10 protein-coding genes are annotated in these 16,859 nt (G+C 55.6%); 6 read left to right on the forward strand and 4 right to left on the reverse strand.

Annotation, left to right across the window (positions count from 1 at the left end):
* Positions 1-154: 154 nt before the first annotated feature.
* The 4 genes from aat to trxB form a co-directional block, all read right to left on the reverse strand.
* A complete protein-coding gene (gene aat, locus NMC31_RS01840) occupies positions 155-859 on the reverse strand; it encodes a leucyl/phenylalanyl-tRNA--protein transferase (RefSeq protein WP_253896749.1) in 705 nt (234 codons plus the stop codon).
* Between the two features lie 39 nt (positions 860-898).
* Complete coding sequence (gene cydC, locus NMC31_RS01845; protein ID WP_253896750.1) at positions 899-2,620, reverse strand: heme ABC transporter ATP-binding protein/permease CydC; 1,722 nt, start codon at positions 2,618-2,620, stop codon at positions 899-901.
* Entirely contained in the window at positions 2,621-4,387 is a 1,767-nt protein-coding gene (cydD, locus tag NMC31_RS01850) for a heme ABC transporter permease/ATP-binding protein CydD (protein WP_253896751.1), read from the reverse strand.
* A 116-nt stretch (positions 4,388-4,503) separates the two neighbouring features.
* Entirely contained in the window at positions 4,504-5,472 is a 969-nt protein-coding gene (gene trxB / locus NMC31_RS01855; protein ID WP_041686280.1) for a thioredoxin-disulfide reductase, read from the reverse strand.
* 548 nt (positions 5,473-6,020) lie between these two features.
* On the opposite strand from trxB, the gene lrp reads away from it, so the two are divergent.
* The 6 genes from lrp to dmsA all read left to right on the forward strand — a co-directional run bounded on the left by lrp (position 6,021) and on the right by dmsA (position 16,850).
* Positions 6,021-6,515 (forward strand): leucine-responsive transcriptional regulator Lrp, encoded by a 495-nt coding sequence (lrp, locus tag NMC31_RS01860; RefSeq protein ID WP_000228469.1) that lies wholly within the window; start codon positions 6,021-6,023, stop codon positions 6,513-6,515.
* 120 nt (positions 6,516-6,635) lie between these two features.
* Positions 6,636-10,736, forward strand: coding sequence for a DNA translocase FtsK (gene ftsK / locus NMC31_RS01865; RefSeq protein WP_253896752.1), 4,101 nt, complete (start codon positions 6,636-6,638; stop codon positions 10,734-10,736).
* Positions 10,737-10,856: 120 nt separating this feature from the next.
* On the forward strand, positions 10,857-11,468 hold the full coding sequence (gene lolA, locus NMC31_RS01870) for an outer membrane lipoprotein periplasmic chaperone LolA (protein WP_253896753.1): 612 nt from the start codon (positions 10,857-10,859) through the stop codon (positions 11,466-11,468).
* Between the two features lie 9 nt (positions 11,469-11,477).
* Positions 11,478-12,821 carry a replication-associated recombination protein RarA gene (gene rarA / locus NMC31_RS01875; protein ID WP_253896754.1) on the forward strand — a complete coding sequence of 448 codons (1,344 nt, stop codon included), beginning with the start codon at positions 11,478-11,480 and terminating at the stop codon, positions 12,819-12,821.
* A gap of 91 nt (positions 12,822-12,912) precedes the next feature.
* The gene (gene serS / locus NMC31_RS01880; RefSeq protein ID WP_253896755.1) at positions 12,913-14,205 is read left to right on the forward strand and encodes a serine--tRNA ligase; all 1,293 of its coding nucleotides are present in this window, start codon (positions 12,913-12,915) and stop codon (positions 14,203-14,205) included.
* Positions 14,206-14,405: 200 nt separating this feature from the next.
* The gene (gene dmsA, locus NMC31_RS01885) at positions 14,406-16,850 is read left to right on the forward strand and encodes a dimethylsulfoxide reductase subunit A (protein WP_253896756.1); all 2,445 of its coding nucleotides are present in this window, start codon (positions 14,406-14,408) and stop codon (positions 16,848-16,850) included.
* Positions 16,851-16,859: the final 9 nt, after the last annotated feature.

Below are 16,859 nucleotides of genomic sequence, written 5' to 3' on the forward strand. Positions count from 1 at the left end.
ATGCCACGCGAAAAGAGCGTGCGAGGGACGCAGATCGGGTTGGATACTGCGGGAGATCTGACTCGAATGATTCCCAAACGGCGGCGGGGCAAAAGGCAGAAGCGACTCTCAGCGGACAATTATATCATCCCGACAAAAATTGTGCTGAAAACATTTACACTTCCGGTGAAAAGAGTGTCCGGGGTACCCAGAAATGTTCTGGCAGGCGATGCATGCGTAATATATCAAGTTGTTCAAGGTAGTCGCGTCGCGCTATTTCTACCGCGCCCAATGAGGCGGTATGACTATTCAGCACCTGGCAGTCGATAAGTTTTCCGCCGCTTTGCTTAAACGTATCGCAAAAGACTAACAGCGCCGTTTTTGAGGCGTTTTCCGCGCGGCTGAACATGGATTCCCCACAAAAGAGGGCACCCAGCGAAACACCGTACATGCCGCCAACCAGCTCGTTACCTTTCCACACTTCAATAGAGTGCGCATGACCCAGTTCGTGCAGACGATGATAGGCCTGCACGATGCCGGGGGTAATCCAGGTGCCTTCGTTGCGGTCTTGCGCGCAACCTTCAATCACCTGGCCAAACGCATAATTCAGCGTGATGAGATAGGGTGAACGGCTGTGAAAACGCTTCATGCTGCGGCTGATGTGAAAGGTATCTGGCCACAGCACCGCGCGGGGATCGGGCGACCACCATAAGATTGGGTCACCCGGTGAGAACCACGGGAAAATGCCGCGCTGATAGGCCATCAGCAGGCGAGCGGGGCTCAAATCGCCCCCTAAGGCCAGTAAACCATTCGGCTCGCGAAGTGCCCCTTCCGGGGAAGGAAACGCTATCGAGTGACGTGAGAGCTGAACAAGGCGCATGTTTCTACTACCTCAAAATACCGATCGCTCAATAATAGCCTACAAACGCTGCTTGAACTGGTAATAACGCCCCTGTTGCGACAGCAATTCTGCGTGAGTACCTTGCTCAATGATTTGCCCGTTGTCCATCACCACGATGCGATTAAAACGCGCCAGCCCACGCAGGCGATGCGTCACCATCAGCACGGTTTTATCACGCATTAACTCTGCCAGTAAATCAAGGATCTGGCTCTCTGTCGTGGCATCCAGCCCTTCGGTGGGTTCATCCAGCAGCATCAGCGGCGCATCGTGCAGTAATGCGCGGGCGATTGCCAGACGACGCAGCTCACCACCGGACAGCTGGCGTCCGCCTTCGCCCAGCCAGCTGTTGAGACCGCTATCTTCCAGCAGTTTGCTAAGGCCCGTCTGTTCCAGAACGCCACTCAGTTCGGCATCGCTGGCGTCAGGACGTGCCAGCAGAAGGTTATCGCGCAGTGTGGCGCTAAAAAGATGCACACGCTGCGGCACGACGCTCATGGTGCGGCGCAGTGTCGATTCGTCCAGATTGCCGAGCGGTTGCTCATTAAGCAAAATCGCCCCTTGCTGCGGATCCCATGCGCGCGTAATCAACTGAAGCAACGTCGATTTACCACAACCTGTACGCCCCAGAATGGCAATATGTTCACCTGCGTTGATCTGCAGGGAGATATCGCTCAGCGCTGACTGCGCCTGCTCCGGATAGCGGAAAGTCACTTTCTCAAAGCGTAGCGCAACCTGGGTTGGTACAGCGGCTTTTGTATGTGGGAACGTCACTTCAGGTTTTTGCTCGATAATCTGCGTCAGACGCAGCGCTGAAGCAATCACCTGACCAAGATGCTGGAACGCGCCGGTAACCGGGGCCAGCGCTTCAAACGCGGCCAGCGCACAGAAGACAAACAGCGCAATCAGCGCGCCAGGCTGCGAGTTGCCGCCTACGCCACCGGCGGCCAGCCAAAGCATGGCGATGACAGCTAAGCCGCCAATCAGCAGCATCAGCGCTTGCGACAGAGCCGTCAGCTCCGACTGGCGACGCTGTGCGTCATGCCAGTTTACTTCTGTCTGTTCCATCTGTTCGCGGTATCGCGTACTGGCGTTAAAAATCGTCAGCTCAGCCTGACCCTGTAACCAACTGGTCAACTGCTGGCGATAGCGCCCACGCAGGTGCGTTAATTGCTCGCCGGTGGGTTTGCCGGCGCGATAGAACAGCGGCGGCAGCAAAAAGAGCGTCAGCAGCATAATACTGCCGAGGGTCAGTGCCAGCGTGCCATCCAGGAAACTCAGCCCGAAGGTCACGACCAGAATAACCACCAGCGCGCCGACTAACGGCGAAATCACGCGCAGGTAAAGATGGTCCAGCGTATCAACATCAGCCACCATACGGTTAAGCAGTTCGCCCTGACGAAAACGTGCCAGCCCGGCAGGGGAGAGGGGAAGCAATTTGCTGAAGGTGAAGACGCGCAGGTGCTGCAACACGCGGAAGGTGGCGTCGTGACTGACCAGACGCTCGAAATAGCGTCCGGCGGTACGGATAATCGCTGAACCGCGTACGCCTGCCGCCGGCAGCATGTAGTTAAAGCTGTAGACGCCCGCCACGCCGACGACGGCGGAGGCCGATAAGAACCAGCCAGAAAGCGTGAGCAAGCCAATGCTCGCCAGCAGGGTGACAATCGCCAGCACCACGCCAAGCGTCAGCAGCCATTTATGGCGTTTATACAGCGCCAGGTAGGGGAGTAACGCGCGCATTTAGATTTCCTCCTGACGGTTGGCGAGCAGATGCGCAAACGGTCCTTGCGCCCCGGCAAGTTGCTGATAGCTGCCTTGCTCAACAATCTGACCGTTATCCATCACCCAGATAGCATCCCAGTCGGTAATTTCTTCCAGTTGGTGCGTTACCATCAACGTAGTTTGCTGCGTAGAGGCGAGCGTCAGCGCCTGCATGACACGCTGCTCACTGTGCGCGTCAAGGCTGGCGGTGGGCTCATCGAGCAACAATAACCGACAGGGCATCAGCAACGCGCGTGCAACGGCAACACGCTGCGCCTGGCCGACGGAGAGACGTGCGGCCTGATCGCCTACCACGGTGTCAAGGCCCTGCGGAAGCTGCGGTAAGAACTCGCTGACCCAGGCGTTATCCAGCGCGGCCTGTAACTGTTGCTCGCTGGCGTGAGGATTGGCCAGCAGAACGTTTTCGCGCAGCGTGGCGGCCGGGAGCTGCGGGTTTTGCCCGACCCAACTCATCATGCGCCGCCAGCTTTCGGGATGGAGCTGACTCAGTTCCACACCATTAACCTGTAAAGAACCGGTATAAGGCAGAAACCCTGCCAGCGTGTTCAGCAATGAGCTCTTTCCGGAGCCGCTTTGCCCCACCATCACCACGCGCTGCCCGGCCTCCAGACTAAAGTTCAGTGGCCCGGCAAGGGTTTTCCCTTCTGGTGAGGTAATGAACAGATCCGTTGCGGTTAGGGTCACAGGCTCTTTATCATTGATTTCTCGCTCACCTTGTTCGGGATGCGCCAGCGGCGTTTCCATAAAGGTTTTTAAACTGTCGGCTGCGCCAACGGCCTGCGCTTTGGCATGATAGAAGGTGCCTAAGTCGCGCAATGGCTGGAAAAACTCGGGCGCGAGGATTAATGCGAGGAAGCCTGACGAGAGCGTGACTGCCATCCCATAGCTGCCAAAATTGAGTTCGCCGAGATAAGAGAAGCCAAAATAGACCGCAACCAGGGCAATCGAGAGCGAGGTAAAGAACTCCAGCACGCCGGAAGAGAGAAACGCCATGCGTAATACTTCCATCGTGCGCTGACGGAAATCCTGTGAGGCTTCGCGGATATTTTCGGTTTCAGCTTCCCCGCGACCAAAGATACGCAGTGTTTCCATCCCACGCAGACGGTCAAGGAAATGGCCGCTCAGGCGAGCCAGCGCCTGGAAGTTGCGACGGTTAGCATCCGCCGCGCCCATACCGACCAGCGCCATAAACAGCGGGATCAACGGAGCGGTGAACAGCAGAATCAGCGCGGCCGCCCAGTTCGATGGGAAGATTGCGACCACAATCAGCAGCGGTACACATACGGCCAGCGCCATTTGCGGCAGATAACGTGCATAGTAGTCGTGCATGTCGTCGATCTGCTCAAGAATCAACGTCGCCCAACTGCCCGCAGGCTTGCCCTGTATCCATGCCGGGCCTGCCTGTTGCAGGCGATCAAGCACCTGCTTACGGATTTCGAAGCGAATATGCTGCCCCGCGTGGAACCCCACGCGTTCGCGCAGCCACACCACCCAGGCGCGCAGAATAAAGACCAGCACCAGCAGCACAAAAGGCAGCAGCAGCGCCTCGCGCGGAATATTTTCCATAATCATGTGGTGCAGAATGCGGGCCAGAAGCCAGGCTTGCGCGATAATTAATGCGCCGCTGACAAAGCCCAGCAAACGGGAAATTATCAACCAGCGACGGGAGATCAAACTTTGCTGTTTTAACCAGCGGGTGAGTTCTTGTTGGCGGCTTTTATTCATTGCGTGCTTCGCAGGTGCTTGTAATGAGAATTTTTAGGCACGGCAATGTTACATCGCGGCAAAAATAAAGGCGACCGATAGTCGCCTTATTTACCTTTGTTACTGACTTGTAAAGATTATTTACATGCGTCAGCCAAACCGTCGAGATAACGCTCTGCATCCAGCGCCGCCATACAGCCAGTGCCCGCAGAGGTAATCGCCTGGCGGTAGATGTGGTCCATGACATCGCCTGCGGCGAAAACGCCAGGGATGCTGGTTTGGGTGGCGTTACCATGAATACCCGATTGTACTTTGATGTAGCCGTTTTCCAGTTCCAGCTGACCTTCAAAGATAGCCGTATTCGGGCTGTGGCCGATGGCGACAAACAGACCGGCAACGTCCAGCGTTTCAATGTTGTCGCTGTTTTGCGTATCGCGCAGACGCAGGCCGCTCACACCCATCTGATCGCCCGTCACTTCTTCCAGCGTACGGTGGGTGTGCAGCACGATGTTACCGCTTTCCACTTTATCCATCAGACGCTTGATCAGGATTTTTTCCGCGCGGAAGCTGTCACGACGGTGAATCAGATGCACTTCAGCAGCGATGTTAGAGAGATACAATGCTTCTTCAACCGCGGTGTTACCCCCGCCGATGACCGCAACTTTCTGGTTGCGATAGAAGAAACCGTCGCAGGTCGCGCAGGCGGAAACGCCGCGGCCTTTGAACGCGTCTTCAGAAGGCAGCCCCAGATAGCGAGCAGATGCACCCGTGGCAATGATCAACGCATCGCAGGTGTATTCGCCGCTGTCGCCAATCAGGCGGAACGGACGATTTTGTAAATCCACGCTGGTGATGTGATCGAACAGAATTTCGGTTTCGAATTTCGTCGCATGCTCGTGCATACGTTCCATCAGCAGCGGCCCGGTCAGGTCGTTTGGATCGCCAGGCCAGTTTTCCACTTCTGTGGTGGTGGTCAGCTGACCGCCTTTTTCCATGCCGGTAATCAATACCGGATGCAGGTTTGCGCGTGCGGCGTAGACCGCTGCGGTGTATCCCGCAGGTCCTGAACCAAGGATAAGCAGCTTACTGTGTTTGGCCGTGCCCATGAGATCCCCATAATTGTTGGCAGACATTGGGCAGGATTGTAGGGAATTTGTTGACGTAAAAAAAGGGCAGAGCGATTTTGTTAACGATATGTGCAATAGCAAGAACCGATGAATTGATGGTTTTTGCTACAGGAAATATAACTATTCCTACTGTCAGTCGCCCAATTATAAGACGATTTGCTATCAATTTTGCCCCACTGATAATGAATATCCGGCATGTTGTACTAAAAAACGATGTTTTGCTTTGACAATCCCCTGTGCTTTTGCGAAAACATTCAAGGAAGAAGAAAAGCAGTGTTGGCAGTGTTACGAATTTTAATGCACTGAAACACCATTTTTACCCGGTTCGCTGAAATCTACTTATGGTGTGGACAGACATCATACGTGATGTCAGCGGTGCTTTGCGGCGCCGGGCTTCTCATACACGTACCCCTGGGTTATGCGCTGTCAATGAATAGATTGCGCATGGACAACGGGTTCAGGCTCTGAACAGTGAAGTGCACAGGGTCAAGACAGGAGTAGGGAAGGAATACAGAGAGACAATAATAATGGTAGATAGTAAAAAGCGCCCCGGCAAAGATCTCGACCGCATCGATCGTAATATTTTGAACGAATTGCAAAAAGATGGGCGTATTTCCAACGTCGAGCTTTCAAAACGAGTAGGGCTTTCTCCGACGCCGTGCCTTGAGCGTGTGCGCCGACTGGAACGTCAGGGCTTCATTCAGGGCTATACTGCACTGTTGAACCCGCATTATCTGGACGCTTCACTGCTGGTTTTTGTTGAGATTACTCTGAATCGCGGTGCGCCGGATGTGTTTGAACAATTTAACGCCGCTGTACAAAAACTTGAAGAAATTCAAGAGTGTCATCTGGTTTCCGGTGATTTCGACTACCTGTTGAAAACCCGCGTACCGGATATGTCGGCATACCGTAAACTCCTGGGCGAAACCCTGCTGCGCCTGCCTGGCGTGAACGACACCCGTACCTATGTTGTTATGGAAGAAGTTAAGCAGAGTAATCGTCTGGTAATTAAGACTCGCTAATACGGAACAGGTGCAAAATCAGCTCAGTTTGATTACACTCCTGTTAATCCATACAGCAACAGTGCCGGGGAGACCCGGCGCTGTTGTCCGTTTTAGCATTTGGCACCTGGAGAGCCTTTCTTGAGCCAGGAATATACAGAAGACAAAGAAGTCAAACTGACAAAACTGAGCAGTGGACGCCGACTCCTTGAGGCGTTACTCCTCTTATGTTCCCTTTTTGCCATCTGGTTGATGGCGGCACTACTGAGCTTCAATCCTTCCGATCCCAGTTGGTCGCAAACAGCCTGGCATGAACCTATCCATAACTTGTGCGGCGCATCGGGCGCATGGCTTGCTGATACGCTGTTCTTTATTTTTGGCGTAATGGCTTACACCATCCCGGTGATTATCGTCGGCGGTTGCTGGTTTGCCTGGCGACACCGCGCCAGCGATGAATACATCGATTACTTCGCGGTCTCGTTACGCCTGATTGGCGTGCTGGCGATGATCCTTACCGCCTGCGGCCTGGCCGCGATTAACGCCGATGATATCTGGTACTTTGCCTCCGGCGGCGTGATTGGTAGCCTGCTCAGCACTGCGCTGCAACCGATGCTGCACAGCAGCGGCGGCACCATTGCGCTGTTATGTATCTGGGCAGCGGGCTTAACGCTGTTCACCGGCTGGTCCTGGGTCAGCATTGCCGAGAAAATCGGTAGCTGGATCCTCAATATTCTCACCTTCGCCAGTAATCGTACGCGCCGGGATGACACCTGGGTGGACGAAGAAGAGTACGAAGATGACGAAGAGTACGAAGATGATGAACCCGTTGCGAAACGTGAGTCTCGTCGGGCGCGTATTCTTCGTGGCGCGCTGGCGCGCCGTCAGCGTATCGCTGAAAAATTCTCTAACCCGATGGGGCGCAAGACCGATGCGGCGCTTTTCTCGGGTAAACGCATGGATGACCCGGAAGAGGCGGTGCAGTATAGCGCGCGTGGTGTCCAGGCCGATCCTGATGATGTGTTGTTCTCTGGCTCTACCGCATTGCGCCCGGATGCCGATGATGTGTTGTTCTCTGGCTCAAGTGCAGTGCGCAGCGAAAGCGATGAATACGATCCGCTGCTGAACGGTCATTCCGTGAACGAACCCATTGCCGCCGCTGCCGCCGCTGCCGCTGCTACAACGGCGACACAGGCCTGGGCGGCCCCGGCTGACCCTGTGACGACAGCTCCGAGCGCAGTCGATGGCGCAGCGCAGCCTGCCGTTGAATGGCAAACGGTCTCTGCTGCAAATCCGGTGGAACCATCAATCGCGCCTGCGCCAGAAGGTTGGCCGCCTGCGCAATCTCAGCAGTATCAGGATGACCCGCTGTTGCAGGGCTATCAACAACCTCAGCCGTTTGTGCAGGAACCGGTTTATCAGCAACCTGAGCCGGTGTACGAACAGCCGCAGCAATACGTTCCAGAGCCGGTCTATCAACAGCCGCAGCCGTACGCGCCAGAGCCTGTCTACCAACAACCTCAGCCGCAGACGTCAGAACCTGTCTACGAACAGCCGCAGCCGTATACATCGGAGCCGGTTTATCAACAGCCGCAGGTTGAGCCTGCTGCGCCTGAACCGGTTGTAGAAGAAGAGCCGAAGCCACATCAGCGTCCTCCGCTTTACTATTTCGAAGAAGTGGAAGAAAAACGTGCACGCGAGCGTGAGCAACTGGCTGCCTGGTATCAACCGATTCCAGAGCCGCTGGCCCCAGTTGAGCAGCATATTGCGCCAGCCGTTGCGCCAGCGATAGACCCGACGCCTGCCGTCGCGCCTGTTGCCGCCAGCGTGCGTGAGGCTTCCTCCACCGTTGCAGCCGCCGCCACGGCAGCCGCTGCCGCACCGCTCTTCAGCCCGGTTGATGGTCCGCGCCCACAGGTGAAAGAGGGCATAGGTCCGAAACTGCCGCGCCCTAACCGCGTACGTGTGCCTACCCGCCGTGAGCTGGCATCTTTCGGAATCAAACTACCGTCACAACGAATGGCAGAAGAACGTGCCCGTGGCATGGAGCGCGATCAGCACGATGTTGATATCGACAACCTGACTGATGATGAAGCCGATGCGCTGCATCAGGATGCTTTAGCGCGTCAGTTTGCGGCAACGCAGCAGCAGCGTTACGGCAGTAATACAGATATTGATAGCGCAGAAGACGATGCAGATGATGCCGCCGAAGCGGAACTGGCACGCCAGTTTGCCGCCAGCCAGCAGTCGCGTTATGCCAGTGAACAGCCGGAAGGCGCGCATCCATTCTCGCTGGATGACTTCGATTTTTCGCCAACTAAAGCGCTGGTTGATGACACTCCGAAAGCCCCGCTGTTTACGCCGAGCGTGACACAGCAGGAGCAGCCGCAGGTGCAACAACCGCAGCAGTCAACGTACCAGCCCCAGGTGCAACAACCGCAGCAGTCAACGTTCCAGCTGCAGGTGCAACAGCCGCAGCAGTCAACGTACCAGCCGCAGGTGCAACAGCCGCAGCAGTCAACGTACCAGCCGCAGGTGCAACAGCCGCAGCAGTCAACGTACCAGCCGCAGGTGCAACAGCCGCAGCAGTCAACGTACCAGCCGCAGATGCAACAGCCGCAGCAGTCAACGTACCAGCCGCAGGTGCAACAGCCGCAGCGGTCAACGTATCAGCCGCAGCAGCCAGTCGCGCCACAGCCGCAGGAAAGTCTGATTCATCCGTTATTAATGCGTAACGGTGACGATCGTCCGGCGCTTAAGCCGACCACACCGCTGCCGTCATTAGATTTGCTGACCCCGCCGCCAACGGAAGTTGAGCCGGTGGATACCTTCGCGCTGGAACAAATGGCGCGTCTGGTTGAAGCACGTCTGGCCGATTTCCGTATCAAAGCGGATGTCGTGAACTACTCTCCAGGCCCGGTCATCACTCGCTTCGAGCTGAACCTGGCACCGGGTGTGAAAGCGGCACGTATCTCTAACCTGTCGCGTGACCTGGCTCGTTCACTCTCCACCGTCGCTGTGCGCGTGGTGGAAGTCATTCCAGGTAAACCGTACGTTGGCCTGGAATTGCCAAATAAAAAACGTCAGACCGTCTATCTGCGCGAAGTGCTCGACTGTGCACGTTTCCGCGATAATCCGTCGCCACTCTCTGTGGTGCTGGGTAAAGACATCGCCGGTGAACCGGTGGTAGCGGATCTGGCGAAAATGCCGCACCTTCTGGTCGCCGGTACCACCGGTTCTGGTAAGTCGGTCGGCGTGAACGCGATGATCCTCAGCATGCTTTACAAAGCGCAGCCTGAAGATGTGCGTTTCATCATGATCGACCCGAAAATGCTGGAGCTTTCCGTTTATGAAGGTATTCCGCATCTGTTAACGGAAGTGGTTACCGACATGAAAGACGCGGCCAACGCCCTGCGCTGGAGCGTTAACGAGATGGAACGTCGCTATAAGCTGATGTCGGCATTGGGCGTGCGAAATCTTGCAGGCTACAACGAGAAAATTGCCGAAGCGAAACGCATGGGGCGTCCGATTCCGGACCCATACTGGAAGCCGGGCGACAGCATGGATGCCACGCATCCGGTGCTGGAAAAACTGCCGTACATCGTGGTGCTGGTGGATGAATTTGCTGACCTGATGATGACGGTCGGTAAAAAAGTGGAAGAATTGATCGCTCGTCTGGCACAGAAAGCGCGTGCCGCGGGTATCCACCTGGTGCTGGCGACCCAGCGTCCGTCAGTTGACGTTATCACTGGCCTGATTAAAGCGAATATTCCGACGCGTATCGCGTTCACCGTGTCGAGCAAAATCGACTCCCGCACCATCCTTGATCAGGGCGGCGCAGAATCGCTGCTGGGGATGGGTGACATGCTCTACTCCGGGCCTAACTCCAGCACGCCGGTGCGTGTTCATGGCGCGTTTGTGCGCGATGAAGAAGTTCACGCCGTGGTGCAGGACTGGAAAGCGCGTGGTCGCCCGCAGTATATCGACGGCATCACCTCCGACAGCGAAAGTGAAGGCGGCGGTGGCGGCTTAGACGGTGGCGAAGAGCTGGACCCGTTATTCGATCAGGCAGTGAACTTTGTGACCCAAAAACGCAAAGCCTCGATCTCTGGCGTACAGCGCCAGTTCCGCATCGGTTATAACCGTGCGGCGCGCATCATCGAACAGATGGAAGCGCAAGGTATCGTGAGCGAGCAAGGGCACAACGGTAACCGCGAAGTGCTTGCGCCACCGCCGTTCGAGTGATCGTAAAACCAGGTAAATAAGTCAAAATTCAGTATTTTCTTCTGTCGCCTCGCCGGGCTTAGGCCTAAAGTGAGCGACAGAAGACTCCCGTCGGGAGCATGATGCGATTAAGGATTAACGATGAAAAAGGCAGCAATCACGTGTGCATTACTTTCCAGCTTTGTTGTCAGTAGCGTCTGGGCAGATGCTGCCAGCGACCTGAAAAGCCGTCTTGATAAAGTAAGCAGCTTCCACGCGAGCTTCACCCAGAAAGTGACTGACGGTAGTGGCAATGCGGTACAGGATGGTCAGGGCGATCTGTGGGTAAAACGCCCGAATCTGTTTAACTGGCACATGACTCAGCCGGATGAAAGCATTCTGGTGTCTGATGGTAAAACCCTGTGGTTCTACAACCCGTTTGTGGAGCAGGTCACCGCCACGCGTCTGAGCGATGCAACGGGGAATACGCCGTTTATGCTGATCGCCCGTAACCAGTCCAGCGACTGGGCGCAGTACAACATCAAACAGAGCGGCGATGACTTTATGCTGACGCCGAAAGGCAGTAACGGCAACCTGAAGCAGTTCACCATTAACGTTGGCCGCGATGGTACCATCCATCAGTTCAGCGCCATTGAACAGGACGACCAGCGCAGCAGCTATCAGCTGAAATCGCAGCAAAATGGCGGGGTGGATGCGTCTAAGTTTACCTTTACGCCGCCAGCCGGGGTGACGGTGGACGATCAACGTAAGTAGAGGTAAGTCGTGAGCAACATGTCGCTCGACTTTTCAGATAATACCTTTCAACCTCTGGCCGCCCGTATGCGGCCAGAAAATTTAGCGCAGTACATCGGCCAGCAGCATCTGCTGGCGGCCGGGAAACCGCTGCCGCGCGCTATTGAAGCCGGGCATTTGCACTCGATGATCCTGTGGGGGCCGCCAGGCACCGGTAAAACGACCCTTGCGGAAGTGATTGCCCGCTACGCCAGCGCGGATGTCGAACGCATCTCTGCGGTGACGTCTGGGGTGAAAGAGATCCGCGAAGCCATTGAACGCGCCCGGCAAAATCGCAATGCCGGACGTCGCACCATTTTGTTTGTCGATGAAGTCCACCGTTTCAATAAAAGCCAGCAGGATGCCTTTCTGCCGCACATTGAAGACGGCACTATTACTTTTATCGGCGCGACAACCGAAAACCCCTCGTTTGAACTGAACTCGGCGCTGCTCTCCAGGGCGCGCGTCTATTTGCTGAAATCGCTCACTACTGAGGATATTGAGCAGGTTCTGGCTCAGGCGATGGAAGACAAAACGCGCGGCTACGGCGGACAGGATATTGTGTTGCCGGAGGATACCCGCCGGGCGATTGCCGAACTGGTGAACGGCGATGCGCGTCGTGCCCTGAATACACTGGAAATGATGGCCGATATGGCCGAAGTGGATGATTCCGGCAAGCGCACGCTTAAACCTGAACTGTTAACGGAAATCGCCGGTGAGCGCAGCGCGCGCTTTGATAACAAAGGCGATCGTTTCTACGATTTGATTTCCGCGCTGCATAAATCGGTGCGCGGTAGCGCGCCGGATGCCGCGCTTTACTGGTACGCACGCATCATCTCCGCCGGTGGTGACCCGCTGTACGTCGCGCGTCGTTGCCTGGCAATTGCCTCAGAAGATGTTGGCAACGCTGACCCGCGCGCGATGCAGGTCGCCATTTCCGCATGGGATTGTTTCACCCGCATTGGCCCGGCGGAAGGTGAACGGGCAATTGCCCAGGCGATTGTGTATCTCGCCTGTGCGCCAAAAAGTAATGCCGTTTATACCGCTTTCAAAGCCGCAATGGCCGATGCGCGTGAACGCCCGGACTACGACGTGCCAGTTCACCTGCGCAATGCGCCGACCAAACTGATGAAAGAGATGGGCTACGGGCAGGAGTATCGCTATGCCCATGATGAGCCAAATGCCTATGCTGCCGGTGAAGAGTACTTCCCACAGGAAATGGCACAAACGCGCTATTATCGTCCAACTAACCGTGGCCTTGAAGGCAAGATTGGCGAAAAGCTCGCCTGGCTCGCTGAACAGGATCAAAATAGCCGCACAAAACGCTACCGCTAGCGCAGGCGTTGCGGTAATGTTGGCAATGTATCTTTGCAACCGCAGGCTGCGGTTGCATTCCCTTTTTTAATTCGATAAGCACAGGATAAGCATGCTCGATCCCAATCTGCTGCGTACCGAGCCAGACGCAGTCGCAGAAAAACTGGCACGCCGGGGCTTTAAGCTGGATGTAGATAAACTTCGCGCTCTTGAAGAGCGTCGTAAAGTGCTGCAGGTAGAAACCGAAAACCTGCAGGCAGAGCGCAACTCGCGATCGAAATCCATTGGCCAGGCGAAAGCGCGCGGGGAAGATATCGAGCCATTACGCCTGGAAGTGAACAAACTCGGTGAGCAGCTTGATGCCGCGAAATCTGAGCTGGATGTGCTGCTGGCAGAAATCCGCGATATCGCACTGACTATCCCGAACATTCCGCACGACGATGTGCCGGTCGGTAAAGACGAAAACGACAACGTTGAAGTCAGCCGCTGGGGTACACCGCGTGAGTTCGATTTCGACGTCCGCGACCACGTGACGCTGGGCGAAATGCACAGCGGCCTCGATTTCGCTGCGGCAGTGAAACTGACCGGTTCCCGCTTTGTGGTGATGAAAGGCCAGATCGCGCGCATGCACCGCGCACTGTCTCAGTTCATGCTGGATCTGCACACTGAACAGCATGGCTATAGCGAGAACTATGTGCCGTATCTGGTTAACCAGGACACGCTGTACGGTACGGGTCAACTGCCGAAATTTGCCGGTGACCTGTTCCATACGCGTCCGCTGGAAGAAGAAGCCGACAGCAGCAACTATGCATTGATCCCAACGGCTGAAGTGCCGCTGACCAACCTGGTGCGCGATGAAATTATCGACGAAGACGACCTGCCGATCAAAATGACCGCGCATACGCCGTGCTTCCGCTCTGAAGCCGGTTCTTACGGTCGTGATACCCGTGGTCTGATCCGTATGCACCAGTTCGACAAAGTTGAGATGGTGCAGATTGTTCGCCCGGAAGACTCTATGGCTGCGCTGGAAGAAATGACCGGTCATGCAGAGAAAGTGCTGCAGCTGCTGGGTCTGCCATACCGCAAAATTATTCTGTGCACAGGGGATATGGGCTTCGGTGCCTGCAAAACCTATGACCTGGAAGTGTGGGTTCCGGCGCAGAATACCTACCGCGAGATCTCTTCCTGCTCTAACGTCTGGGATTTCCAGGCGCGCCGTATGCAGGCTCGTTGCCGTAGCAAGTCTGATAAGAAAACCCGTCTGGTGCACACCCTGAACGGCTCCGGCCTGGCAGTAGGTCGTACGCTGGTAGCGGTGCTGGAAAACTACCAGCAGGCCGATGGTCGTATTGAGGTGCCGGAAGTTCTGCGCCCGTACATGAATGGCCTCGAATATATCGGTTAATTCACCTTTCTTATGTAAAAAGCGCCTGCGGGCGCTTTTTTTATGCCCATCATTGATACTGAGCAATACCTTAACCATTCAAAAGAGAAATACTCCCTTCGAAGTAACCCGCAGCATATAAAACTAAAAATTAAAAATTTCGCTATATATACATCTATATAGCGATGGTGTTTTCAATGTGAGCAACGAAGTGAGTATCCATGAAAATTAAGACCCCCGATGCCATTCTGGCAGCCGAGGTCAGCCGTCGCGGTTTGATGAAAACCTCGGCAATTGGCGGCCTGGCGATGGCCAGCAGTGCCTTCACGCTCCCGTTTAGCCGTATGGTAAGCGCTGCTGATGCGTTAGCCCCGGCAACTGCCGCTGAGCGTCTCACCTGGAGCGCGTGTACCGTAAACTGTGGTAGCCGTTGCCCGCTACGCATGCACGTTGTGGATGGTGAGATCAAATATGTCGAAACCGACAACACCGGTGATGATAACTACGACGGCTTACATCAGGTTCGCGCCTGTCTGCGCGGGCGTTCTATGCGCCGCCGCGTCTACAACCCGGATCGCCTGAAATACCCGATGAAACGCGTAGGCAAACGCGGCGAAGGGAAATTTGAGCGCATCAGCTGGGAGGAGGCGTTCGATACCATCGCCACCAACATGCAGCGCCTGATCAAAGAGTACGGTAACGAATCTATCTATCTCAATTATGGTACGGGTACGCTTGGCGGCACCATGACGCGCTCATGGCCGCCGGGAAACACCCTGGTTGCCCGCCTGATGAACTGCTGTGGCGGTTATCTGAACCATTACGGTGACTACTCGTCCGCACAGATTGCAGAAGGTCTTAACTACACTTACGGCGGTTGGGCCGACGGCAACAGCCCGTCTGATATCGAAAACAGCCAGTTGGTCGTGCTGTTTGGTAATAACCCTGGCGAAACGCGTATGAGCGGTGGCGGGGTAACGTACTATCTTGAACAGGCACGTCAGAAATCGAATGCGCGCATGATCATCGTCGATCCGCGCTATACCGACACCGGCGCCGGGCGCGAAGATGAATGGATTCCCATTCGTCCGGGTACCGACGGGGCGCTGGTTTCTGCACTGGCGTGGGTGATGATCAATGAGAACCTGGTCGATCAGCCGTTCCTCGATAAATACTGTGTCGGTTACGACGAGAAAACGCTGCCCGCGGGCGCGCCAGCCAATGGGCACTATAAAGCGTACATTCTGGGCCAGGGCAACGACGGTGTGGCCAAAACGCCGGAGTGGGCGTCTGCTATCACCGGTATTCCGGTGGACCGCATTGTGAAGCTGGCGCGTGAAATTGCAACCGCTAAACCAGCGTTTATTTCTCAGGGCTGGGGACCGCAGCGTCATGCCAACGGTGAAATCGCCACCCGTGCGATCTCTATGCTCTCTATCCTGACCGGTAACGTCGGGATTCACGGTGGTAACAGCGGCGCGCGTGAAGGATCTTACTCTTTGCCGTTCGTGCGCATGCCGACGCTGGAAAACCCGATTCAGACCAGCATCTCCATGTTTATGTGGACCGATGCCATCGAACGTGGCCCGGAAATGACCGCGCTGCGCGACGGTGTGCGTGGGAAAGAGAAACTCGATGTGCCGATCAAAATGATCTGGAACTATGCGGGTAACTGCATTATCAACCAGCACTCGGAAATCAACCGTACCCACGAAATCCTACAGGATGACAAGAAGTGCGAGCTGATTGTGGTGATCGACTGCCATATGACCTCGTCTGCGAAATACGCCGATATCATCCTGCCGGACTGCACCGCATCTGAACAGATGGACTTCGCGCTGGATGCGTCCTGCGGCAACATGTCGTACGTCATCTTTGCTGACCAGGCGATTAAACCGCGCTTCGAGTGCAAAACCATCTATGACATGACCACAGAACTTGCCAAACGGATGGGTGTGGAGCAGCAGTTCACCGAAGGCCGCAGTCAGGAAGAGTGGATGCGCCATCTGTATGAACAGTCACGCAAAGCAATTCCTGAGCTGCCGGACTTCGACACCTTCCGTAAGCAGGGGATCTTCAAACAGCGCGATCCGCAAGGACATCACGTTGCGTATAAAGCCTTCCGTGAAGATCCTCAGGCCAACCCGCTGACCACACCTTCGGGCAAAATCGAAATTTACTCTCAGGAACTGGCGAAAATTGCCGCAACCTGGGAACTGGCGGAAGGCGATGTTATCGATCCGCTGCCAATCTACACGCCGGGATTTGAAAACTATAACGATCCGCTGACCGAGAAATTCCCGTTGCAGCTGACCGGTTTCCACTATAAATCCCGCGTCCACTCAACCTATGGCAACGTTGAAGTGCTGAAAGCGGCCTGCCGTCAGGAAATGTGGATCAACCCGCTGGATGCGAAACAACGCGGTATCGCCAATGGCGATCGTGTGCGCATCTTTAACGACCGTGGCGAAGTGCATATCGAGGCGAAAGTCACGCCGCGTATGATGCCGGGCGTTGTCGCACTGGGCGAAGGGGCATGGTATGACCCGGATGCTAAAGGTGTGGATCAGGCGGGCTGTATCAACGTTCTGACGACGCAGCGTCCATCGCCGCTGGCGAAGGGCAACCCGTCACACACAAATCTCGTTCAGGTTGAAAGGGTGTAAGGAGTAATC

The sequence above is a fragment of the Pseudocitrobacter vendiensis genome, assembly GCF_943590815.1.
Lineage (GTDB): Bacteria > Pseudomonadota > Gammaproteobacteria > Enterobacterales > Enterobacteriaceae > Pseudocitrobacter > Pseudocitrobacter vendiensis.

Excerpts from the sequence above, each read along its gene's own strand:
- aat (WP_253896749.1), bottom strand. The coding sequence starts at position 859 with ATGCGCCTTGTTCAGCTCTCACGTCACTCGATAGCGTTTCCTTCCCCG.
- cydC (WP_253896750.1), bottom strand. The coding sequence starts at position 2,620 with ATGCGCGCGTTACTCCCCTACCTGGCGCTGTATAAACGCCATAAATGG.
- cydD (WP_253896751.1), bottom strand. The coding sequence starts at position 4,387 with ATGAATAAAAGCCGCCAACAAGAACTCACCCGCTGGTTAAAACAGCAA.
- trxB (WP_041686280.1), bottom strand. The coding sequence starts at position 5,472 with ATGGGCACGGCCAAACACAGTAAGCTGCTTATCCTTGGTTCAGGACCT.
- lrp (WP_000228469.1), top strand. The coding sequence starts at position 6,021 with ATGGTAGATAGTAAAAAGCGCCCCGGCAAAGATCTCGACCGCATCGAT.
- lolA (WP_253896753.1), top strand. The coding sequence starts at position 10,857 with ATGAAAAAGGCAGCAATCACGTGTGCATTACTTTCCAGCTTTGTTGTC.
- serS (WP_253896755.1), top strand. The coding sequence starts at position 12,913 with ATGCTCGATCCCAATCTGCTGCGTACCGAGCCAGACGCAGTCGCAGAA.
- dmsA (WP_253896756.1), top strand. The coding sequence starts at position 14,406 with ATGAAAATTAAGACCCCCGATGCCATTCTGGCAGCCGAGGTCAGCCGT.